A 22,414-nucleotide genomic window follows, 5' to 3' on the forward strand; every position below is an offset into this window, starting at 1 on the left:
TCAGGGAAGTTAGATAACCACTCGTTTATGACAACAGACGACGCTGACAATACGATCCTGACACAGAACCAGTCGTTGTGGTCGGGTAAGAGTCTAGGTTAAATCTTGACGGTTGGATCTTTCTGGCTACCAATGGTTCGTCGTATCCAGTCTTAACAGGATCATTGATCTAAATAAAAGCGGCTCCGTAGTTAGTCAGCCTGAATAGACACCTCAACCCGTTGCCCCCGCCGACTTACGTAGCCCTGCATCGGCGAATAGCTTTGGGTTTGCTTCCCGTAATAGCCAGTACCGTCGTATGCCCGTAAATTAGGATCTTTTTTGCAGTCGTCAGTACAGGTGCCACCGTGTTCGTCTCCGCAGTTTTCGCAGAGGGTAATGTGGTTGTTGCAGGATGGACTGGCGCAGTTAATCATCCGGCTTGTTGCGGTGCCGCACCGGAAACAGGTCGATACGATGGCCGGGTTGACCTGGTTTACGGGCACCGTGACGCGGTTGTCGAAAACATAACACTGACCATCGAAATCCTCGCCCCCCGCTTCCATACCGTATTTGATAATGCCGCCATGAAGCTGGTAAACATTGTCAAAACCTTGTGACAGAAGATAGGCCGACGCTTTTTCGCACTTGATGCCACCCGTGCAATAGGTAATGATTTTCTTGTTCGAGCCTTTCAGGTGTTCAATTTCCTGAATATGATCCGGCAATTCGCGCAGATTTTCCATGTCGAACGTAACAGCCCCCTTGAACTTGCCGACCGCATGTTCGTAATTGGAGCGCATATCGATCAGCACGACATCGGGGTCATTTTTTAACTTTTTAAATTCATCCGGCTCCAGGTGAATACCGGTCTGCCGAATCGGATCGACGGGGAGTTCGGAATGAACGATCTCATTCTTGACCCGAACGTGCAGTTTCTGAAAGGTATGCCCATCGGCTTCATCGATCTTAAACTCAATACCCGAAAAGCGCGGATCGGCGTGCAGAGCGGCCATATAGGCCTCGCAATCAGCGGCTAATCCCGATACTGTACCATTCAGCCCTTCCGGAGCCACAATCACACGCCCAAGCAGGTTCAACTGAAGGCACAGCAAATGATGCTCCTCGCGATATTGTACCGGATTTTGGATGGGTGAATAGATATAGTATAAAAGAACGCGATATGGTTTCATGATCAATAAGAGAAATCGGACTGCCGAAGCGGAGCGAATCAATGAATTTACAACGATTCGGCCCTGTTCGCTGACTCAGAAATTTTCTGCAAAAATAAACCCATTTTGGTTAAGTTCGTTCCATTAGAAGGCGTAAGAGGAGGAGAGTCAGGATGAACAGGGAAAGAAACCAATAAAATCGGGCCTGCCTGTACCTGCGCTATTGTTCTTGATTTCTCATTTCAGAAATGCCATTCGTGCTCTAAACTATCAGCCTTTTATGCACATTGCGATAACCGGAAATATCGGAGCTGGCAAAACAACCCTCGCCGGGCTATTGGCCAGTCATTACGGCTGGGAGGTTCTATACGAAGCAGTCGAGGGCAATCCGTATCTGGCCGATTTTTACGAAGATATGCCGCGCTGGGCTTTTAACCTTCAGATCTATTTTCTCAATAGCCGCTTTGCGCAGATGCGACGGGTGCTAACGGTTGCCGAACAGGGTCATACGTCAATTATTCAGGACCGAACTATTTACGAGGATGCTGCCATCTTCGCTCGTAATTTATACAAGCTGGGCACCATGAGCGAGCGCGACTACCAGACGTATCGGAACCTGTTTGAAAACATGATGAGTATGGTTCGTCCACCCGATCTGATGATTTACCTACGGGCCGATTTACCTAAACTCCGCAAACAGATACAGAAACGAGGCCGGGCTTTCGAAAAGGCTATCAGTGATGACTATCTGGCAAGTCTGAATCAGCTCTATGAGGAGTTTGTAGCATCGTATCAAATTGGAGATTTATTGATCGTTGATGTTAACCAGCTGGATTATATGGAGGAACCAGCCGATTTTGCCGAAATCGTCCATCGAATTGATCATTGGTTACTGCGCACGACAGTCCGTCCGTGATTCTTTGAATTAAATCCACGGACTATTCCAAACGACTCCGATATATACCAACAAAAAGAGGGGCACCCAGATGAACCAGGTGCCCCCGTTTTTGTTAGACAATCAGGTGTGAAACCGCTTCTCGTTATTCGGTGTCTTTAGACAAGAGCCGGATCAGTTGCTGGGATGCTTCAGTGACCTGGCGCTGGCTGACCACCTGGTAGCTGTTTCGCTGGGCGAAAGGAGCATCGTTACTGACTTCGGCCCAACTGTAATTACTCACCTTATCGGTGGCAATCAGCGAAGCACCAGCTGCCTGAGCATTGTTCCAGAGGTCCTCACCATTGGCGATATAGACCCGAACCAGCAGGTTTTTGGCTGCATAGGCCGGAATGCTTTGGGCCCATTTATCGTGATCGTCCGAGTAAATGTGCATGTTGATGACAACCCGCGAGCCGGTTGTTGGTACATCAGGATTGGATTCATCGTCGGGGCGATCCATATCGGCAAAGCACAGACATCCCTGCTGGTTTGTATTGGCGTAATATGATTTCCAGTCTTCATTTCCGCTCAGGCAGAAAATAAACCGGTTCCGCATATCGCCCAGGGTGGGCCAGCCCGTCAATTCAACATTTTCGCAAAGCGATCTGGATTTACTGGTATAGAGTAAAATGGGGTTAAAAATCAAACTTGTCCGGAAATAGCTGGTCAGGTATCCATCAATCTGACCGGGAAATGTGGTTTTGTCGCCGTTGGAGCTTTTAATGTCGAGTGTTACCCAAACCGGATCGTGGTCCGGATTTGTATCGTGCCAGCTTAGTAGAGAGGCCAGGTACGTAGACAGGTCTGGCCCACCACCTCCCGAATGGCTAACCGTGAACAAGCCCGTTCCTGGATCGTCGGAGTGCCGCCAGATATCGAGCTCAACACCGCGACACCCACAGTTATAGGGTTTGTCGGGATGAAAAACCAGTTGATCATACAGCGACTCATCGCGATCGTAGGAGTTATGCGATCCTTTGAAAGTTACTGATTGATAGGGGAGGTTCTGATAGTTACTCATAAAAAGTAAAAAAGAAGAAGGTAACTACGGAAAAAGAAAGTATGCCTGAATGGCATTTAGCAGCATCATGACAACTAAAAATAACGTGGCCAGAATGGTTATAAGCGATAACTTTCTCATAAGTAAGATTGACAATAACTGGGTGGTAAAAGCGGAATGCCGCATAGAAAAGGCCATTCCGACGGGCTGACAGGCTTGTCGCTTTTCGAACAACAGATGTCATAATCATGAATGTGGCCAGGTTAAACAGGTTGGCAGCACCACTACAGGTAACAGCGATGCTGCCAGGTTATCAAAGCAAAATGATTCGATCCGAGTAGGGGAAAGAAATAATTTCCCTGAAAACAGGGCTGCCTATGCCGACCTCATTTAGAAGATCGTATTCGGAACGGCTTCAAGTAGTTGCTCCTTAAGCTGAACATCCTGATCGATATTGCTATGACGAGTGATTATGATACCCACGTTGTAATACCCGGCATTATCGTCGAATCGCTCATCGAAAGCCAGAATGTTAATAGCTCCCCGACCAGGTTTACCCGAGGTTGCACTCATCCGGCCGTTGTTTGGGCTAGTGGGGTCATTCGTGTCATTCACCACGGGGCATGGGAAAAACGCATTCACGTTCTTGGTATCGTCGCTGTAATATTTGTAGAGTCTGCCCTCATTTTTTGTGTCACCCGTCAGGTGATAATCATCGGTAGCGTAGATAGCTCCGCTCGATTCGGGCATGCAAACAATCAGGCCACCTTCGTTTTTTGCATAGTCTCCGGTGCCGGGGTCCAGGCCGTAGGCAGTCCGACGGGCCGTTCCTAACTCATCAGGAATGGCATCGATAATGGCCTCAACCCCAGCCGTAAAACCAGCGACCAGTGGGGCCATTTCAGGTTCGGCCAGCACCACGGCGCCACCCGCTACGACATTGATAATGCCCACGATCCCCTTAATGGGTTCCATACTCACTTTGTCGAAAGAGGCAATGCCAGCGGTGTTATACACCTCGATTTCGTCACCTTCCAGCACATTGTCGATGACGATGCCTTTGTCATCATTGGCCGGAATAGAAGCCCAGACAAGATAGTACTGGATAGGACCTTGATCGCCAGCCTCATCGGGTAGCGTTACTGTAGGATTGAATGTTACTGCTTCGAGAACCATGGGGTTATTTGTTTAGAAATGGATTAAAAAAGGAGAAATTGTCGATGCAAAAGTGTATGATTTGCCAAATCTGTAAATAAGCAAAACCACCCGATCGCCTAAACAGGTAGTTCACTGGGCAGCAGCCAGGCTTTTCTGCCTGTTTTATGAAAACGGGTAGTTTTACGGATGTGTGGTCTTCCCCAATTGCATTGTTTTGCGCTTAACTCAAATCAGTTAACTCTACAGCTTAAATGACTACCGAATCAAAACAAGATGAATGGGTGCCTTTTTCTGTCCCTCTCGAAACCGCCCAATCCTGGATTTCCAACTGGATTGATGCCAATCCGGAGGGTAAACAGCTCAGTCCGACCGAAATGCGGGCGTTTGTGGTTCGTCGGGCCGACTTTGTGGAGCTGCTAAAACAGGATGATACCGAATTTATTCGCATGTACATAGGCCGTAAAGAAGATCTAAAGGAAGGACGACTGCGCCCCTGTCTCTTGCTGGTATCGGCAGCGCATCAGAAAGACATCGATCCGACAGGATCCGACCCCGACATGATTGTGGATTTAGTAGGTCCGATGGTTATCAATACCGGTAATGAGGCAATAGAGGAGACCTATAACGTATTTGATTTCTCGCACGGTTGTCCGCCTTATTGTGACCCCGAAAGTCCATTGTTCATCGGCCCTGCTGACGAAAACTGCGGCTAGGTTGCTTCAGAATGAAGCCAGACAAAAGGCAGTTATTCGGTAGAAACCCGAGCGAAGGGGCGTGATTAAACGACGGAGTTGATTGATTCATGGCTCCTCCCGACAGTTGGGAATCGATAAGAAAAGACAATACGCTAACCCGTCAACAACTAAGAACCGCATGCAGGATTTTTTTCTATGGATAGGTGACAACGGGACCTGGTTTCTCCTCGTTTCAGTGGCCGTGGTACTGATTCGAATAGCTTACCTGACAGGCTACCTGAGGTACGTGGCCCTATTTGTGGCACTAGCCGCATTGGGCGAGGCCGTTTCTTACATTACGTCCTATCTGAATGTTCCTAACCTCTACATTCTGCATCTTTACACGATCCTGGAATTCAACATCATTGCCCTGTTTTATTTTGCTTTTTTCGGTACTTTTTACCCCCGCCCGTTAGTGCCGGGCATTATGGTAGGTTTTACCGTTCTGGCCATCCTGAATAGCCTGTTTCTTCAGCCACTTAATGGCTACAACACCTACGCACGTGGCCTTGAGGGCCTGCTGGTTATTGCACTGGCAGTGCTTTGTTTTTATAAAATGCTGACCGAATTAACCGAAAAGCGCATTGACAGGCATCCTGTCTTCTGGATCAACACAGGCTTCCTGCTCTATTTTGCCGGAAGCCTGTTTTTTTTAATTCTGAGCAATGCGCTGCTGAGCAACTCAAATCGAACGCTTATATTGACTGTTTTCGGACTTCATGCGCTCCTGATGGTCCTGATGCATCTGTTAATTAGCGTTGGTTTATGGTTCAGTCCCAGACTTCGATAGACATTTATGTTCTTGTTTTTGGAGGAGCATTGGCACTTTCACTACTGGTTGCCGGGATCGTTGGTTTTCTGCTTTTTTATCAGAAACGGCTCGCTGACCAGGCATTAATGCTTAAAGAAATGGAATTAAACTACCAGCAGGATGTAGTGTACCGCACACTCGATGCGGTGGAGGACGAGCGTAAGCGCGTTGCCCGCGACCTTCACGATGAGGTGGGAGCCGCTCTTTCGGCAATGCGCCTGCTGGTTGGGCAATTGGCTCACAAAAGCCAGAATAACACCGAAACCGACGATCTGACAATCCGGTTCAAGGTTGTAATTGACAACACCATCGATAGCGTCCGGCGAATTTCCAACGATCTGCTGCCCCAGGGACTTGAAGAACTTGGGCTAACCTATGCACTTGAAGGCTTGTGCGAAAGTGCGATGGATATAGCCGACGTCAACGTTGAACTCACTGTTGAGCATGAGATCACGTTGCCTACCCGGACAAATCTGATTGTTTACCGATTGGTGCAGGAGTTGCTCAACAACGCCCTCAAACATGCCGATGCCAGCGATATCCGGTTACAGTTGCGCCAGCGTGATAATCGGCTGGAACTACTTTACGCTGATGATGGGAAAGGGTTTGATTATGCCCAGGCTTATCAGCAACGTAGCCTTGGTTTGAAAAATATTGAAACCCGCGCCCAGATGCTCAACGGAACGGTTTCGTTCGAGACTCAGCCGGGTCAGGGCCTACGCGTAACGGCCAGCATTCCCCTAACTACTAACTTATGACTTCCATTCGAGTGGCAATTGCCGACGATCAGGTATTGTTTCGCAAAGGTATGATTGCCATTGTCGATGCGTTTGAGGGGATAAACATCGTACTTGAAGCCGACAATGGACGTGCCTTACTCGAGGCTTTGGCCGTGGCAGATCCGTTGCCCGATGTGGTGTTGCTCGATCTCTCGATGCCCGAACTAAACGGGGTCGAAACAACGAAACTTATTCACGCCGATTATCCAGCTCTGAAAATTATTATCCTGTCGGTTTATGGCGAAGATCGGTTTGTGACCCATCTGATGGATTTGGGCGTAAATGCCTATCTCTTCAAAAACGTAGAACCGCTCGAAGTTGAACGGGCTATCCGGGCCGTGGTTGAGGCTGATTTTTATTTTAATGAGGCATTCCTGACCGCACTGAAAAACCGGATGCTCGTAAAAAAGCCCCGACGACTGCTTACGGATGATTTGCCTGCTACGCTCACCGCTCGTGAAATCGAAGTGCTGAATTTGATTTGTAAACAACTGACAGCCCCGGAAATTGCCGATCGGCTCTGCCTCAGCATCCGCACTGTAGACGGCCACCGGGCTAATCTACTCGAAAAAACCAACGCCCGGAATACCGCTGGCCTGGTGCTGTTTGCCATTAAAAATCGCCTGATCGACCCCGCTGATCTGCTTTGATTACCGATTTTGATTGAAAATCCTTCCGACGGCGGTAATCTTGCCGGAAAACCTGATTGACGGTTTAAAATACCCCAGCGAAGGACGCTTACTGTGAAGGTCGATTAAATTTTAGCCAGTAGGTACAGACTGACTCAAATATTTCTTTGAACTGAGTCATGCCATCTGGTTTAGCCAGAAATGAATTGGCCCCCGCTTTATAACAGGCAGCTATCTCGACCTCATCAACTGTGCTGCTCATCATAATTACAGGAATATAATGCCATTGCGGATGCTTTTTCAGGTAACTCAAAACCTGCTCTCCGCTTAATCCAGGCATGTGCAAATCGAGGATAATGAGTTCGGGCTTGCCGGTTGGACTGGTCAGAATATGCTGATAGAGTGCATCTCCGCTCGCAAAAAAACGAGTAGAATACTGAGGCAGAAATCGAGTGAAAATCTGCTCGGTTAAAAAACGGTAGTCAGCCCCGTCATCAACGATAAAAATTCGGGACTCAGCCGGCATAAATTAACTGTTAGAACGCACACATGAGTGATAGTTTGCTTTATCCTTACCACCAATGAGTCTGAAATGATTTACTAATCTATCTACTGGCTATTTATTTACTAGTCGGTTGTGTTTCAGCTAATGTAAAGAGGTCAGGATGAATGAACCTATTCTTCAGCCTGATGGTGGACAGTAATGGCTTCAAACGATAATACGACCCCATCATTGAGCTTTACCGCCGATGCGTGATGCCATTGGTTAACTGATCCGTCCTCATACTGCAACTGAAAGCGTTTTGATTCTCCTGTTTCGACCACCAGTTTCAGAATAGCAAACAAGCCGGATTTTCTGAAAGATTTGTTGATGGTGGAAAAGCGTTTTCCTACGAGGTTTGTTTGGTTAATAGTAAGCTCCGCAGCTTTGTTAACGACCTGATACTCAAAGTCTATAAGTTCGCCATGCTCATTTCGTATGCTTTGTAAAACGCTGATGCCATTGAGCGATGAGTCAAAAACTGATTGCAGAAGCGCTGTACTTTGAGCCAGGGCAACCGTACGTTCCTGGACACGTCGGTCCAGTTCCTGATTTAGTTCTTTTTGCAGATGCATATCGGCAGAGCTGCCAATGTAACCTCCAAAGGTTCCATCGGGTGCAAACATGGGCTGGGCATTCTCCAGCATCCAGTGATACTCGCCATCGTATCGACGCAAACGGTATTCGGAGCTAAACGGTTTTCTGCCTGCGATGTGTTCATAATACGTTGTCTCATACCCTTTTCGGTCATCAGGGTGTAGATTCGGTGCCCACCCGTGTTTCGTTATATCTTCGAGCGTACGGCCTGTATAATCAGCCCATACTTTGTTGATAAACGTGTATTTCCCATCGGGACCAGTAACCCAGATAAGACTGGGTGCGTTGTTGGCAATCTGGTGAAACCAGGCTTCCCGTTCGGCCAGCAGGCGTTGCGCCCGACGGTGTTCGGTAATATCTTCAATGGCAAGCAGAATTGCTTCCTGCTGACGTACCACCCGACGGGCATTTAAGGAGAGAACTTTACTGCCAACCCGCACGTCAGGTGATGAGTAGGTGAACTCAAAGCCCTGAATCTGAGTGCCATGGGTAGCTACATCCGTCAGCATCAGGCGAAGCTCAGGAATGTCCCACTGGCGGTTGCCCAGTTCATAAATAAGCTGTCGTTCTGTAGCATCTTCTTTAGTGCCAAAGATCCGGTAGAATGTCTGGTTCGCACTTTTTACCCGCAGGTCGGTATCCAGCACCAATGTAGCCTCCCGAATTGTACCGAAGATATCCTCGGCAAACTGGTGGGCCTCTGACAACTGATCATTTCGAACCTGCAATTCCTGATTGATCGTCAGCAGTTCTTCGTTGGTCGATTCGATTTCTTCTTTACTGGTTTCGAGTTCTTCGTTGATACTCTGCAACTCCTCATTGCTGCTGATGATTTCTTCATTGGCCGATTGCAGTTCTTCATTACTGGCTTCCTGTTCCTCGATAATGGAGCGCATATCCTCGCGAAGATTGGCCAATTCATCTTCCAGTTCTTTGATCCGGCGATTGCGTGCATCGGCTGATCGGTTAGAAGGAGCTACTGGTGGCTCAACTTCTTCAAAGATGATCAGGAATAGGCGCTCTTCGGTATTCGTGTTTAGCGGAACAGCTTCAATCGAAACGTAATGAACCTTATCTTTAAGCCGAACTTCCAGGCCACTTTTACGTATGGGCTCGCCTGATTTCTGCGCTTTATGGATCGTGTTGCGCAGCTCAAAAACCAACGACGGGCGGGCCATTTTAATCAGGTTCAGGCTGGCTTTGCCCGGTGCCGGTTCGAGAAACAGACTTGTTGAGCCGCGAAACTGAAGAATTTCCAGATCCTGATTCACCAGCACGCAGGCCGGTATGTACTGACTAAGCAGTAAATTATCCACTACTTTATCCAGATCGTTTCCTGAGTTCGGAAAACGGTCTGCTGACGAACTATTCATCTTGGGAGAAAGGAGCTGTCTGTTTGCTGATCCGGGCAGGGTGCCATCCAATTGGCGCGGGCTCATGGTAAACGTGGCTCGACTGTCTACATCATTTTTCCGAATAAAAATTTTGTAGTTTTTCTCGAACTGCGAAAACAACGGAGCCGAAGAGCCTACCGTTTCCGATTTCCCCAACACCAGGAATCCGCTTGGATTCAGTGCGTAATGAAACGTAACGATGGCTTTTCGCTGTAAAGTCGTATCCAGGTAAATGAGCAGATTGCGACAGCTGATAAGATCCAGGCGAGAAAATGGCGGATCTTTGAGCAAATTATGCGGGGCAAATACGCAGAGATCCCGTACTGACTTATTAATGCGATAGTGATCATCGACTTTTGTGAAGTAGCGTTGTAAACGCGAGGTCGATACATCAACTACTTCGCTGCGTGTATAACTGCCCAACCGTGCTTTGGCCACCGCCGACTCACTCAAATCGGTTGCAAAGATCTGAATCGTCATGCTTGTCGCCCGGTCGCCCAGCACTTCCAGCAGCAGCATGGCTATGGAGTAGGCTTCCTGCCCCGTTGAGCAGGCCGTAATCCAGATGCGCAGCGGGGCGCGGCTGGATTTATTTTTAATCAGTTGAGGGAATAATACTTTCTGGAGGTAATCCATCGTATCGGCATCCCGGAAAAAGCTCGTTACGTTGATCAGTAAATCATCGTAGAGCATAGCTGCTTCTTCCGGATGCTGGCGCAAATAGTCTGCGTAATCACGCAGGGTATCCAGCTTGTATAGCAACGTCCGGCGGATAATACGTCGCCGGATGGTTGTTAGCTTATAATGGCTAAAATCGGTACCCGTCATCCGGCGCAGTAACTGGATAATACTCCGGAGGTCGTCGCTGGATACTTCTTCATCCATCAACTCTGCTTGTGCCGTTTGCAGGAAAATAGAAGGTAGTTGACTAAGCCGTTCCAGTTCGTGGGCAATTTCGGCTGGCGAAAGAACACGGTCTACCACACCTTCAGAAATAGCCGACCGGGGCATACTTTGAAACTGGGCGGTTTCATCCTGGGCAAACGTAAAACCACCGGCCGCTTTGATGGCGCGCATACCCAGCGTTCCGTCGGATGCGGTTCCCGATAGAATGACCGCAATGGCTCCCTCTTTCTGTCGTTCGGCCAGTGATAGAAAAAACTGGTCGATTGGCATATGTATGCCTGAAATACCTGACCGGTTGCGGGGAAGAAGCGTTAATACACCATCGATCACTTCCAGATCACGGTCGGGCGGTATGACATAGACGTGATTTGGCTCAATTTTAAGCATATGTTCAGCCTCCAGAACCGGCATTGCTGTAACACGACCGAGTATGTCCGGTAAATGGCTCTCAAAAGTCGGATCGAGGTGCTGAATATAAACGTAGGCCAGTTCCGTTGTTGCCGATAGATTCGAGAGCAGTTCTGAAACGGCTTCAATACCACCAGCCGATGCGCCAATAGCAACAATCGGTATTGGCGACGACGGCGTTTGATTCGCTAAGGGTGTGGATTTTTTTTTAGCCATTTATGGAACTCCGAAAACTTATCGGTAAGGAGAGGGTTTGGAAACTATACAACAAATAAACTGACGGGATGATTGACCAAACCTCTATTCTGCCTGGCTAACTGGACTGTTTTGGCAAACATAGTCATATATGTATCGTAAAAGTAACAGCTAATCAGCGATATGGCAAAACGAAACATTATTGTTATAGGCGCTTCGGCCGGTGGCGTTTATGCGCTAAAGAAGTTGGTGGAATCGCTGCCTGCTAACTTCGACGCGGCTGTCTTTGTTGTTCAGCATATATCCCCTCATTCTCCGAGTTTCCTGCCCGACATTCTAATGGCTGCCGGCCCTCTGCCCGTTACTCACCCAACCGACGGAGAAATCATTCAGACCGGCAGGATCTATATTGCGCCACCCGACTACCACATGCTGGTTGAATATGACCAGGTAATCGTAAAAAAAGGGCCGAAAGAAAACCGGTTCCGGCCTTCGATTGACGCGTTATTTCGGTCGGCGGCTTATACGTACGGCCCCCGAGTGATCGGTATTGTGCTAACGGGTATGCTAAACGACGGCACCTCGGGCATGTGGTCCGTGAAACGGTTGGGGGGCGTTGGTGTCATTCAGGACCCGGCAGATGCTATGTATGCCAGTATGCCCGACAGTGTGCTGGAGTACGTCGATGTCGATTATGTTGTTCCTGTTTCCAAAATGGCCTTTTTGCTTGAAGACTTAATCAAAGAAAACGTTACAGTTAAGCCAGAAATACCAGTCGAAGAAACCGAACTCATGGCAACTGAGATTAACATTGCGGCTCAGGAAAACGCGTTCGAACTGGGTATTCAGGACATGGGTGAACTAACACGCTTAACCTGTCCGGAATGCAATGGAGCACTAATTAGTATTAAAGAAGGAAAGCTTATTCGGTACCGGTGCCATACCGGACATGCGTTTACGGCAAGTACGTTGCTTGCTGCAACCACTAAAGATGTAGAAGAATCATTCTGGAAAGCGATTCGCAGCCTCGAAGAAACCGTAATTCTGCTGGAACAATCCGGAAAACAGTTTGCGGAGGGAGGGAATGAAAAAGCCGCCCGTCATTATATGGAAAAAGCGCGCGAAGCCCGCGAACGGGCGCGGAGAACCCACGATTTTGTTTATCAACAGGAGCAGCTAAGCGAAGACAAGATCGTTACTGTCAATAAACCCCAAATTAATCAATCGTAGGGTTTGAAGTGAAAGCCGTGCCACGGTTATTATGAACGAAATTAGTAACCGTGGCACGGCTTTCACTTCAAACCCTACAATCGTAATCAATGCCAAACCCTACAGGCAACGGAATAAAAACGTTGTCGCCTGTAGGGTTCTTTCGTTAAAACGCCACCCGATAGCTCAGTACTGGAATCAGCCCTGTACCATAAAACGTTTTGATTGTTCCACTGGACGTATCAAATGAGCGCCCATAAACATTCTGACGATTCACCGCATTCTGAAGATCGAGGGAGAGCGTGCGCGTTGACCGAAGCTTATTTTTCTTCCAGCTTAGCCGGATATCGGGACGAAAGTAATCAGGCAATTGCTCTGTAAACGACTGACTATCTATGTACTCTGTCTGGCCCAGCCGTTTCGATTCGGCCAGGTCGATTGGCGTGTCGCGGTAACCCCCGTAGTAGCTGAGTTTAAGATTCAGGCCAAATACATTGGAGCCATTCGTCCATTCTTTACCGACCAGCAGGCTCTGGGCATGGCGACCGTTCCAGCGGGTGTTCCGCCATATACCGTCCGATCCCTGATACTCTGAATTGTATAACGACGACGAAACCAGGAAATACAGACCATGATGCAGGAACTGTTCCAGGGTTAATTCCAGCCCGTAGTTGCGACCGTGGCCGTTGTTCACCAGATTCCGGTCAGCCGACCCGCTGAAGCTATTCGTGATCGCGAACGCGTCCCGTTTATTGGTACTTACCGGAATGTCGAACAGCCATTGGTAGTATGTCTCAACTTTCAGCCGCAACGGTGGGCCATCAGCCTTGTTGTTGAGCCGACGGTCGTAGGCCAGCACGTAATGGTGCGAGCGCGAAAATCCCAGGTTTCGGTTTGTGGGCGAGGGAATATCGCTGGATTGACTGGCTGGAAGCACGAAGTAAGTAGCTGGATTCTGTAACTGACTATGCAGGCCATACCCAAAACTCAGCGACTGATTTGGTGTGAATCCCCACCGAATTGATCCACGTGGTTCCAGTGCCGATGTGCCATTAAGAGTTAAGTGAAGGTAGTGTACGCCAGCGTTCATCGTCACTTGCTCCGATAACCGGTAGTTCCATTGCCCAAAGGCTTGCAACGTGCTGGTTCGGTCGCTCACCCGAACGCGCGTAAGCATTTGCTGTTCTTCGGCTTCCCACGATCGCTGGGTAAGATCGTACTGGAGCTGAGTGCCGATCAGACCGGTGCGGAAGGTATGTTGCGCGTTGAGTTTATACGTCAGCGTTGACGATAAAATTCGTTTCTGGGTCTGATACGATGCGTTATCCCGTTCGGAAGCCAGATAATTGCTGGAGGGTTCAAGGCGCTCGGTGCGATACTTGTTTTCGTAGCCAGAAACGAGCAATATCGTTTTTAGCAGGGCCTTGCGACCAAAAGGCATCGTATGGGTAAGGCCAGCCGCACCCGTATTTGATCGGAAATCGTCGTTATATCGATCAAATTCATATTCCCATTTCGTTGAATCCGTCAGCGCGTTGATCTTGCTGCTGCTCAAACCGCCAAAGCCAAAAAGGGTAAATGTGCCTGCTTTCTTCGTCGGTAAATAAACGTTGAACGACAAGTCCTGAAACACACGATCGCCAGTGCCAATGTCGGCACCCAATTTTGAAATCAGGCCCAGCGTCGAATACCGATAATTTATTAAAAAAGAACCCGAATAGCCTTTCGCAATTGGTCCTTCGGCAGCCAGATCCAATCCCAGTACGCCAGCCTGTACGGTGTATTCGCGTTTGGTGTTGTTTCCCCGACGCAGCCTCAGATCGAAAACACCCGACAGGGCATTGCCGTATTCGGCGGGGAACGCACCCGTCAGAAAATCGGAGTTGGCCAGTAGCTGAGCACTCAGGATTGATATACCGCCCCCGGCCGTGCCCAAACCAGAAAAGTGATTCGGATTCGGAATCTCAACGCCTTCCATCCGCCATAACAGGCCATTGGGCGCGTTTCCCCGAATCACGATGTTGTTTCCGCCATCGTCGGCCCCAACCACACCGGCATAGGCAGTAGCCATACGGGCCGGATCATTGACGGCTGCTGCAAATTTCTGCGTTTCTTCCACCGAGAACGTCCGGGCCGATACAGCAGCCATTTCGTTGAGGGGCTTGTCTTTTTCGACGGTTGGCCGAACGTTCACTTCCGATAACTGATTGACGGCTTCTTCCAATGATACGCTGAGCACCAGCTCTTTACCTGCATCGACGGTGATGTTTTGCAGAAGGATATTTTTATAACCGACAGCGCTGATTTGCAGGGTCTGCCGTCCGACAGGGATTTTAGTTAACAGAAACTGACCAGTTGGATCGGTGCTGGTGCCCTGAAGCGGAGACGTGTTGAGCACAACAACCGTGGCTCCGGGAAGGGGTGTTTGCAGGCTTTGGTCCATCACTGTACCCCTGATGGTTTGGGTAAAGGGTTGAGCGAAGAGCGAACAGGAAGTCAGGCAAAGGCCGATGAAGAGGAGCCTGCGGGCAATTGATAAGATCTGCATGGAGCGTGTGTTAGTTTGTTCTCCCGACAGTTATTTCGTTCGATTCCCCTATGTCAATTGCCTATTTTTCAGGTAAATAGATAAAAAATAATTTTATTTTAGAGGAGCGTAGGGGTTTACCGATAACTAGGTGTCTTATCGCTGACCAAGCGCATGTGCAGCGAAAATGATAGCTTTGCCGCATCCAATCATCCATCTACCTAAGTCAGTGCAACCAACTGAACAGGACGTATTATCGGCAATCCGGCAGGGCAACGAACGTGTTTTCGAGGCTGTGTTCCGACAGCACTATGCTCCGTTATGCCGGTATGCCCGTCAATTTTTGCCCGATGCCGACGATGCCGAAGAAGAAGTGCAGGCCATGTTTCTGACACTTTGGGAAAAACGCGACGGCCTCCTGATAACCATTTCGCTGAAGTCCTATTTATTCCGGGCTGTGCATAATCGCTGCCTGAATCGAATCAAGCATTTTGCCATTCGTGACGAACACCGGCAGCATACGCTCTATACCGGAGAAACAACGGCTGAATCACCGGTGCAGGCGCTTCTCGGCGACGAACTGTCTGACCGATTGCAGGCCGCTATTGGAAAATTGCCCGAACAGTGCCGGCTGGCATTTACGCTTAGTCGGTTTGAGGAATTGAAATACCAGGAAATTGCCGATCAACTGGGTATTTCGGTTAAAACAGTCGAAAATCAGATTGGCAAGGCACTTCGTATTCTGCGTACTGAATTGAGCGATTATTTACCCGTGGCATTAATACTGATGAGTAGTGTAAAATGGCTAGTAAATCACATGACATGGTTCATTAATACGACCTTGCTGCTGATACTCGTTATTCTTCATTGTACATTATCCATCGTTCATTTGTAAGACATGGCAGACCAACGACCCATAGACGACGCCCTGCTGGCTAAATTCCTGGCGGGCGAAACCGACCCCGGCGAGTCGGCGCGGGTGCAACAGTGGCTCGCCAGTCAGAACTCGGCTCCAATGGAGCCCAGCCAGGATGACTTTGCCCACTTTGAACGCATCTGGCAGGACGCCAAACCTGCCGACACCCGACCAATTGATACCGAATCCGCCTGGCAGTCGGTTCAGCGAAAAATGCGGCACTCGGACGCCGACGCCCAATCGGTTTCGCAGCCTGACCCGATCATCCAACCAATGCCTGTTCGGCGCGAAGAGCAGAACCTGGCGCAGGAAAGGGAGTCACAACGACGCCAGCCGATCTGGAATCAATCGATCTGGCGGGTAGCTGCCATGCTTTTGCTCACAGTTGGTGTGGGTTGGATGGCTTTTCGTTTTCTGAATCAAACCAAACCCGTCGAGCAGTTTCTGACTTTCTCGACAACCAATCGCCAGGCTGAACGAATTTTACCGGATGGGACTAAAATTTTACTGAATCGACATTCGAGTCTCCGCTACCCAGCTACGTTCGATGATGACCATCGGGACGTAACGCTGACCGGCGAAGCTTTTTTTGACGTCATGCCGGATGCGCAGAGGCCCTTCCGAATCCAGGCCCGGCAGACGTCAGTGCAGGTGCTTGGCACATCGTTTAATGTCCGGGCCTATGACGCGAATGTGAGCGTTGCCGTTCGGACGGGGAAAGTACGATTTGCCAGTAAGCGAAAAGCCGTGTTGCTGACCAAAAATCAGCAGGCAACCTTTGAAGCCAAAGGGGATACGATCCGCCGGTCGCTTCAGGTGCTTCCCAATGAATTTGCCTATAAAACGGGACAGCTGGTGTTCGATAATGAACCTTTGCGTGAGGTTGTGCAGACACTAAACCGGGTTTATGATGCCGATGTACGCCTTGGAAATCAGGTACTTGGTGATTGTCGGTTAACGACCCGCTTTACGAATGCGACCCTGGATGCTGTTGTGGTCATCACTGCCGAAACGCTGAAACTGAAGGTCAGGCATGTGGGTAAACAGGTGATTTTAGACGGAACCTGTCAGTAAATAGGGGTAACCGCCCGGTTGGCTGTCTTGGTTGAAAATTACCACTAGAATGGTTTCGCTGCGAATTTATAGTTTCCTGTTTTTCTTCTTTGCCGCTACCGGGCTACGGGCGCAGTCGACGCCCCCACTCGAGCGGTTAATTACGGTCGATATCCGAAATCAGCGCATCGAGGAGGCCCTTCGGCAGATCAGCAGCGCCGGACGTTTTGAGTTTTCCTACAATCCGGCCCATGTCGATAAAAATACGCTGGTTACGGTTCGTCTAACGAATGTCCCCGTTCGGCAGGTATTGAATCAGGTATTTGCAACTACCATGACATACAAAGCGCGCGGAAATCATATCATTTTGCTGCGGGCTGAACAAACGGAGTCGACACCTAAGAATCTACTGCTGGATGGCTACATTCTGGACGAGACGACTGGCGAACGGATTGGGCAGGCCAGTATTTTTGAGAAAACAACGCTTGCTTCTACCGTCAGTAATCCGTTTGGCTATTACCGCATTAAGCTCCCAACAGACCTGCCAATGATCAGGCTGGATGTACGAAAACAGGCTTATGTGGGAGAAACGGTGACGGTTAGAGGCAAGTTTACGCATACCATCAATGTCCGCCTGAAGCCGCTTCCCCAGAATATTCCGGTGCAGGCACAGGCCCTTCCGATCCGAATTACTGAAGATACAACACGATCGACCCCGTCATTGGGACTGGCTGCCGTTTCGGTGGAGCTACCAGCTGTTCCGGCAGACACAATGCCCAGGCAGGAGACGTTATCAATTCTCGACCGGGGACGGTTAGGCGTCATGAAGCTGTTGGTGTCGGCTCAACAGACAATTCACGATATTAACATGAACCGGGATACGCTTTATCGGGATTGGCAAATTTCGTTTTTACCCTATATCGGCACCAACCACCGGTTGAGTGGACGGATCATCAATCGGTTTTCGGTGAATGTATTAGCGGGCTATTCGTTTGGTGTTCAGGCTTTTGAGGTGGGGGGGCTACTGAACCTTGTTGGCGGAGATGTGCATGGTTTTCAGGCCGCTGGCTGGGGTAACCTGGTTGGCAGGCAGGTCAATGGGGTTCAGGTAGGGGGCCTGTTTAATGTCAACGGCGGAGAGGTAAGTGGTTTGCAGGCCGCCGGAACGTTCAACATGAATCTGAAACAAGTGCAGGCTGTTCAGTTGGGTGGCCTGTTTAACATGAATTTGAAACAGGCGCAGGGGGTTCAGGTGGGTGGCTTATTTAATTTTACGCTGGGCGAACAACCCGGTGTAGCGCAAATAGGCGGTTTAATGAACATTGCTGGAAGTAAAATAAAAGGAGTTCAGCTGGCGGGTCTGGTCAACTATGCACATGGCGACCTCCGGGGCTGGCAGATCAGCGGTATTGTCAACCGGGCGCGAACCATAACGGGAGGGCATCAAATAGGTTTGATAAACATTGCTGATTCTGCCGGAAATATACCAATTGGCCTGCTCAGCCATGTGCAAAAGGGCGGTTACCGACGGATCGAGGTCTCTTCGGATGAGGTTAATCTGTTCAACATCGCCTACCGAACTGGTGTTCGGCAATTTTATAACATTCTCTCGGCGGGCACCAGTTTCGAGCGGGTCGGTAGCCCCCGATTAAGTGCTGGCTATGGATTAGGTACTGCCTTTAACCTGTCGAAAAGAACGATGCTGGGCCTCGAAGGAACGGCGCACCACCTGTTCTACTTCCAGGGAAAGGATACGGGCTGGAACCAGCAAATCCGGTTCAGTACGCTAATCGAAACCCGGTTCAGCAAAAATATGTCGCTGGCATTTGGCCCATCTGTTAACTGGTATTTCACCGATAATGAGACCAGTAAGCCGATTACGCAACCGGCCATCTCACTGTACGACAATCGCGTTTCTGATTTTGGCAGGACCTATAATTGGGGGTGGATTGGCTTTCAGGTCGGCCTGCGATTTGGAAATTCGAACGGTTAACGCCGTTTCGTGTCCTCGCCGATGGACGCCAAATCCATGCCGTAAGTCAGCCGGGAAAAATATTTTAGACTATGCATAGGGGTAACCCTTAATGAGGTTGTCATGATCAGGAAGACGGGTAGTTTGTTCGCTAAATCCTTTCCAGGGAACGGTTTAGCCCACAATATGGACTCGCTTCTACTTGAACAACAATCATTAAGATCATGAAGCGTACTACATTTTTTCAGCTAATCTGTACTGCATTATTACTCACTGGATTAAGCTCCTGCGGCTGGCGCCGTGAGGATATTGGGCCGTTTCAGGGCGATCAGCAAACATTCGAACTGGCCAACTTCGACCGACTCGACATGGGCAGTGCCTTTACCATTACGGTTCAGCCGGGCAGTGCCTTTCGGATTCTGGCAGAAGGCGACCGTCGGAATTTAGACGACCTCGATGTGTATACCCGAAACGGTACCTTGTATGCGCGGTATCGCAATTCGCGGAATCGGCAGTACGAAACGTCTTTTACCATTACCATGCCGACCTTGCGGGGCGTTTCGTTTTCGGGAGCCAGTCAATCGTCTATCGCCGGGTTTACGAATCTGAACGAACTGGATATTGAACTCTCGGGAGCGTCGAAGGGGCAGTTTGCCGTGCAGGCTAAGCAAACGAATCTGACTTTGTCGGGGGCATCGAATCTGCAACTGAGTGGATTAGGAGCGGCACTCGGAGCCGATCTGTCGGGGGCGTCGACCTTGCAGGCGTTTGCCTATCCCGTAAACGACGCCAATCTGGATTTATCCGGAGCCAGCAAAGCGAACATTAGTGTTTCCAGTTCGCTGGATATCGATGCCAGTGGTGCCAGCAACGTTCGCTATCGGGGAGCTCCTTCGGTAAAGCAGCGTCTGAGCGGCTCCAGTTCGGTGCAAACGGATTAATTCGGTCACAGATTGAATTCGTGGTGTCCGATTTGAGATCGTGACACCACGAATTTATTGATCTAAAGCGCAACATGTTGACCCGCCATAAGAACATCCAGTCTCCTGATCGACTGCACCATTGCCCGTACGGTATGGTAATTGATTTTCCAGGAATGGCTCATGTGGGTCCAGATCGGAACACCCTGCCGGGTCATCAGCGGCCACCACTCGCCAACCGGATGGTTGACCATTTTATCCAGAACAAACCGATGGACGTTTTCGTAGGCTTTCCAGTAGCGCTCGTCGCCGAAAATCCGGTACGCATCTAAAAATCCAATCAGCACCTCGGCCTGTTGCCAGAACTCTTTTTCCCGATCATAGACTTCGCCCGAGTGTGATCCTTCGACGAAAACACCGCCAAACTCCCAGTCGACACCATGATCGACGGCATGCGAAAAGGCTTTCAATAACTGATCGCGATAGGTCTCAATGGGTATTTCCAGAACGGCAATGGCATGGAGTAGTAGCCAGGCAAACTCGGCATTATGACCATAGCTGGTGTTGTCTTCGGCTTCCCGTTTGACACCATCTTCCGTGAAGCGGTCCCAGCCCCAGATCACATCAAATTTTATCTGAGGGGCCACCTCCCAGTTTGCCCAGAACTGAGGCACGCCTGTCCCATAAACCGGATGCATGATTTTATGAACCAACAGCTCAATAACTTCCAGCAATTTCCGCCGATGGATGGGCTGCTTCGTGCATTCATAGAGCGTCGTATAGGCCTCCATCAGGTGCATATGCGCATCGAGCGTTTTGCGGTCGCCACCGGCCGAACCGGGCCCTTTGAGCGTCCACTCGCGGTCGAACATCTCAAAATAGCCGCCGTATGTTGTATCGGACGCATATTTCTGTAGCAGATCGAATACATGCCGGGCGTATTTAACTCCGCGCGGATCACCGGTAGCCAGTGTATATTCGCTCAGGCAATAAATGGCGAAACTTTGCCCGTAAACGATTTTCTGATCGTTTATAACGTCCCCTTTCCGGTTGGTCATCCAGTAAAAACCGCCATATTCTTCGTCCCATAACTGGCTTAGCAGGTAATCGACACCGTGGCGGGCCAGCTCTGCCAGAGTTCCGTACCCGTAGCCAGCCCGATGGGCCGACGCATAGGTATAGATGGAGCGCGTTTGGGCAATGAGCGATTTCTCATCCTCGCCTGAATCATGACCGTACTGATCAAAGTGAGTAATGAACCCACCATTTTCGTCGTCCACGGTTCGGCTTATCCAGAAAGGAAGTAATTCTTCGGTCAGATGGAGATGAAGTTCCTGAAGATGCTGATGGAAGGTATCTTTAGTCATCGGAATAGTGGGATTGATGTAAGGCAAGGATTTCGGAGAGGCTGGCCGTTCCGGTCTGATTGCATTTCTGAACAGTAACAGCGGCTGCCAGATTCGCGAGTTTAAGGGCGTGCGCAGGTACTGCTTCAGCACCCAGGCAGGCAGCCCAGGTGGCTACAACGGTGTCGCCTGCGCCAACGGTGTCTAAGGGACCCGTCAGGTTCAGGCCGTCGATTGCCTGAATTTCTGCCTGATCGATGTAGAGAATACCCGACTGTCCACGGGTAATCAGCAAAGGACCGCCACTGCGCTCCCGAAAGGCATTCCCGTGCCGAATGCACCAGTCAACGTCCGGATGATCGGGATGATCGATGTCCAGAAAACGGGCTAGTTCGGCGGTGTTCACTTTCAGTGTGGCACCGAAAACCTGCGTTCCTACTGTGCGCATATCGGCAACAAACCGAACAGAAGGGAAACGGGCGATCAGCTCATTGATCTGGTACATACGCTCTTCCGTCAACAGGGGATTGGCAAACTGTTGATTGATGATGAGTACGTCAAGCATGGGGAGGGCTTGCTCCAGCCCGATCATCAGTGAACTGAAAAAGGCGTCATAGACTCGATTGTTGATGCCAAAATCGATCCGGTTAGCTTCTTGCCCATTCAAATTCGGCTTGGTATATAGGCACGTATCCCAGTTTTCGGAGGGCATATGCAGCAGGTCAGTATTCACACCCAGCGAATGAAACAGGTGCAGCATTTCCCGCCCGAATAAATCATTGCCAATACAGCCGATAACCTGTACGTTTGCTACACCCAGTGCGACCAGATTTTGAACAACATTGCCCGCAGCACCCAGTGAAGCTCTGGGTTGACTTCCCCAGAAAACCTCTAATCCTGTTTCCAGTGACTGTTCGCCGGTTTTGGTTTGAAGGTCGAAATACAGATCTACAGCAAAGTCGCCAATGACGCCCACGTTTATGTCTGCAAACTGTTGGAAAAGAGCGTTTATTTGGGAGCTTATCATCCGGCTAACGGCGTGTTTAGGATTCGGGGGTAGTGTTTTTTCATAAAGTATAGCAAGATAGTTATTGCGATAGTGTGCTACATCCTGAATGCGTTCAGTTTGGTTAAAAAGGATTTGACATTGCGTTTATAACTGATATACGATCCATCGATTTCCGGGAATTACTGATATTTTGCCGCCCAATAGTTAACTCAGGACGTTTTT

The 22,414-nt window shown here is 49.5% G+C and carries 18 protein-coding genes; 10 read left to right on the forward strand and 8 right to left on the reverse strand.

The annotated features are described in order from the left end of the window. Positions 1–191: 191 nt before the first annotated feature. Positions 192–1,172: an oxygen-dependent tRNA uridine(34) hydroxylase TrhO gene (gene trhO, locus GJR95_RS36640; protein ID WP_162390578.1), complete on the reverse strand. Its 981-nt coding sequence runs from the start codon at positions 1,170–1,172 to the stop codon at positions 192–194. Between the two features lie 259 nt (positions 1,173–1,431). On the opposite strand from trhO, the gene GJR95_RS36645 reads away from it, so the two are divergent. Continuing rightward, positions 1,432–2,067, forward strand: a complete 636-nt coding sequence (locus tag GJR95_RS36645; RefSeq protein WP_162390579.1) for a deoxynucleoside kinase — start codon at positions 1,432–1,434, stop codon at positions 2,065–2,067. 124 nt (positions 2,068–2,191) lie between these two features. On the opposite strand, the gene GJR95_RS36650 is transcribed toward GJR95_RS36645, so the two are convergent. Both GJR95_RS36650 and GJR95_RS36655 read right to left on the reverse strand, forming a co-directional pair. Next, positions 2,192–3,109, reverse strand: coding sequence for a Ca2+-dependent phosphoinositide-specific phospholipase C (locus GJR95_RS36650; protein WP_162390580.1), 918 nt, complete (start codon positions 3,107–3,109; stop codon positions 2,192–2,194). A 369-nt stretch (positions 3,110–3,478) separates the two neighbouring features. Beyond that, positions 3,479–4,264 (reverse strand): hypothetical protein, encoded by a 786-nt coding sequence (locus GJR95_RS36655; RefSeq protein ID WP_162390581.1) that lies wholly within the window; start codon positions 4,262–4,264, stop codon positions 3,479–3,481. Between the two features lie 233 nt (positions 4,265–4,497). On the opposite strand from GJR95_RS36655, the gene GJR95_RS36660 reads away from it, so the two are divergent. From GJR95_RS36660 to GJR95_RS36675, 4 genes are all read left to right on the forward strand, one after another. After that, positions 4,498–4,959 carry a hypothetical protein gene (locus GJR95_RS36660; protein ID WP_162390582.1) on the forward strand — a complete coding sequence of 154 codons (462 nt, stop codon included), beginning with the start codon at positions 4,498–4,500 and terminating at the stop codon, positions 4,957–4,959. A 160-nt stretch (positions 4,960–5,119) separates the two neighbouring features. Continuing rightward, positions 5,120–5,770, forward strand: a complete 651-nt coding sequence (locus tag GJR95_RS36665; protein WP_162390583.1) for a hypothetical protein — start codon at positions 5,120–5,122, stop codon at positions 5,768–5,770. Next, complete coding sequence (locus tag GJR95_RS36670; protein ID WP_162390584.1) at positions 5,746–6,549, forward strand: sensor histidine kinase; 804 nt, start codon at positions 5,746–5,748, stop codon at positions 6,547–6,549. Before GJR95_RS36665 ends, GJR95_RS36670 begins: the two co-directional genes overlap by 25 nt. Continuing rightward, positions 6,546–7,220, forward strand: coding sequence for a response regulator transcription factor (locus GJR95_RS36675; RefSeq protein WP_162390585.1), 675 nt, complete (start codon positions 6,546–6,548; stop codon positions 7,218–7,220). Before GJR95_RS36670 ends, GJR95_RS36675 begins: the two co-directional genes overlap by 4 nt. An 88-nt stretch (positions 7,221–7,308) precedes the next feature. Here the strand turns inward: GJR95_RS36675 and GJR95_RS36680 are convergent, their stop codons facing one another. Then, a complete protein-coding gene (locus GJR95_RS36680; RefSeq protein ID WP_162390586.1) occupies positions 7,309–7,725 on the reverse strand; it encodes a response regulator in 417 nt (138 codons plus the stop codon). Between the two features lie 149 nt (positions 7,726–7,874). After that, complete coding sequence (locus GJR95_RS36685) at positions 7,875–11,261, reverse strand: CheR family methyltransferase (RefSeq protein WP_162390587.1); 3,387 nt, start codon at positions 11,259–11,261, stop codon at positions 7,875–7,877. A gap of 162 nt (positions 11,262–11,423) precedes the next feature. Between GJR95_RS36685 and GJR95_RS36690 the strand changes: the two genes are divergently transcribed. Then, positions 11,424–12,470: a chemotaxis protein CheB gene (locus GJR95_RS36690; RefSeq protein WP_162390588.1), complete on the forward strand. Its 1,047-nt coding sequence runs from the start codon at positions 11,424–11,426 to the stop codon at positions 12,468–12,470. Between the two features lie 145 nt (positions 12,471–12,615). Here GJR95_RS36690 and GJR95_RS36695 read toward each other — a convergent pair whose 3' ends face one another. Continuing rightward, positions 12,616–14,997 (reverse strand): TonB-dependent receptor, encoded by a 2,382-nt coding sequence (locus GJR95_RS36695; RefSeq protein WP_162390589.1) that lies wholly within the window; start codon positions 14,995–14,997, stop codon positions 12,616–12,618. A 208-nt stretch (positions 14,998–15,205) separates the two neighbouring features. Between GJR95_RS36695 and GJR95_RS36700 the strand changes: the two genes are divergently transcribed. The 4 genes from GJR95_RS36700 (at position 15,206) to GJR95_RS36715 (ending at position 19,858) form a co-directional block, all read left to right on the forward strand. Continuing rightward, a complete protein-coding gene (locus GJR95_RS36700; protein WP_317167027.1) occupies positions 15,206–15,871 on the forward strand; it encodes an RNA polymerase sigma-70 factor in 666 nt (221 codons plus the stop codon). A gap of 3 nt (positions 15,872–15,874) precedes the next feature. After that, entirely contained in the window at positions 15,875–16,966 is a 1,092-nt protein-coding gene (locus GJR95_RS36705; protein WP_162390591.1) for a FecR family protein, read from the forward strand. A gap of 49 nt (positions 16,967–17,015) precedes the next feature. Then, positions 17,016–18,938 carry an STN and carboxypeptidase regulatory-like domain-containing protein gene (locus tag GJR95_RS36710; protein WP_162390592.1) on the forward strand — a complete coding sequence of 641 codons (1,923 nt, stop codon included), beginning with the start codon at positions 17,016–17,018 and terminating at the stop codon, positions 18,936–18,938. A 203-nt stretch (positions 18,939–19,141) separates the two neighbouring features. Beyond that, positions 19,142–19,858 (forward strand): head GIN domain-containing protein, encoded by a 717-nt coding sequence (locus GJR95_RS36715; RefSeq protein ID WP_162390593.1) that lies wholly within the window; start codon positions 19,142–19,144, stop codon positions 19,856–19,858. A 62-nt stretch (positions 19,859–19,920) separates the two neighbouring features. On the opposite strand, the gene GJR95_RS36720 is transcribed toward GJR95_RS36715, so the two are convergent. Then, positions 19,921–21,204: an AGE family epimerase/isomerase gene (locus tag GJR95_RS36720; protein WP_162390594.1), complete on the reverse strand. Its 1,284-nt coding sequence runs from the start codon at positions 21,202–21,204 to the stop codon at positions 19,921–19,923. Next, positions 21,197–22,210, reverse strand: coding sequence for a bifunctional heptose 7-phosphate kinase/heptose 1-phosphate adenyltransferase (locus tag GJR95_RS36725; protein ID WP_162390595.1), 1,014 nt, complete (start codon positions 22,208–22,210; stop codon positions 21,197–21,199). Before GJR95_RS36725 ends, GJR95_RS36720 begins: the two co-directional genes overlap by 8 nt. Between the last annotated feature and the right edge of the window lie 204 nt (positions 22,211–22,414).

The sequence above is a fragment of the Spirosoma endbachense genome (assembly GCF_010233585.1).
Taxonomy (GTDB): domain Bacteria; phylum Bacteroidota; class Bacteroidia; order Cytophagales; family Spirosomataceae; genus Spirosoma; species Spirosoma endbachense.

What these genes read in the sequence shown, in the direction of transcription:
- GJR95_RS36690 (WP_162390588.1), top strand. Translation starts at nt 11,424, where the DNA reads ATGGCAAAACGAAACATTATTGTTATAGGCGCTTCGGCCGGTGGCGTT.
- GJR95_RS36710 (WP_162390592.1), top strand. Translation starts at nt 17,016, where the DNA reads ATGGTTTCGCTGCGAATTTATAGTTTCCTGTTTTTCTTCTTTGCCGCT.
- trhO (WP_162390578.1), bottom strand. Translation starts at nt 1,172, where the DNA reads ATGAAACCATATCGCGTTCTTTTATACTATATCTATTCACCCATCCAA.
- GJR95_RS36675 (WP_162390585.1), top strand. Translation starts at nt 6,546, where the DNA reads ATGACTTCCATTCGAGTGGCAATTGCCGACGATCAGGTATTGTTTCGC.
- GJR95_RS36665 (WP_162390583.1), top strand. Translation starts at nt 5,120, where the DNA reads ATGCAGGATTTTTTTCTATGGATAGGTGACAACGGGACCTGGTTTCTC.
- GJR95_RS36695 (WP_162390589.1), bottom strand. Translation starts at nt 14,997, where the DNA reads ATGCAGATCTTATCAATTGCCCGCAGGCTCCTCTTCATCGGCCTTTGC.
- GJR95_RS36720 (WP_162390594.1), bottom strand. Translation starts at nt 21,204, where the DNA reads ATGACTAAAGATACCTTCCATCAGCATCTTCAGGAACTTCATCTCCAT.
- GJR95_RS36715 (WP_162390593.1), top strand. Translation starts at nt 19,142, where the DNA reads ATGAAGCGTACTACATTTTTTCAGCTAATCTGTACTGCATTATTACTC.
- GJR95_RS36670 (WP_162390584.1), top strand. Translation starts at nt 5,746, where the DNA reads ATGGTTCAGTCCCAGACTTCGATAGACATTTATGTTCTTGTTTTTGGA.
- GJR95_RS36685 (WP_162390587.1), bottom strand. Translation starts at nt 11,261, where the DNA reads ATGGCTAAAAAAAAATCCACACCCTTAGCGAATCAAACGCCGTCGTCG.
- GJR95_RS36680 (WP_162390586.1), bottom strand. Translation starts at nt 7,725, where the DNA reads ATGCCGGCTGAGTCCCGAATTTTTATCGTTGATGACGGGGCTGACTAC.
- GJR95_RS36725 (WP_162390595.1), bottom strand. Translation starts at nt 22,210, where the DNA reads ATGATAAGCTCCCAAATAAACGCTCTTTTCCAACAGTTTGCAGACATA.
- GJR95_RS36660 (WP_162390582.1), top strand. Translation starts at nt 4,498, where the DNA reads ATGACTACCGAATCAAAACAAGATGAATGGGTGCCTTTTTCTGTCCCT.
- GJR95_RS36655 (WP_162390581.1), bottom strand. Translation starts at nt 4,264, where the DNA reads ATGGTTCTCGAAGCAGTAACATTCAATCCTACAGTAACGCTACCCGAT.
- GJR95_RS36645 (WP_162390579.1), top strand. Translation starts at nt 1,432, where the DNA reads ATGCACATTGCGATAACCGGAAATATCGGAGCTGGCAAAACAACCCTC.
- GJR95_RS36705 (WP_162390591.1), top strand. Translation starts at nt 15,875, where the DNA reads ATGGCAGACCAACGACCCATAGACGACGCCCTGCTGGCTAAATTCCTG.
- GJR95_RS36650 (WP_162390580.1), bottom strand. Translation starts at nt 3,109, where the DNA reads ATGAGTAACTATCAGAACCTCCCCTATCAATCAGTAACTTTCAAAGGA.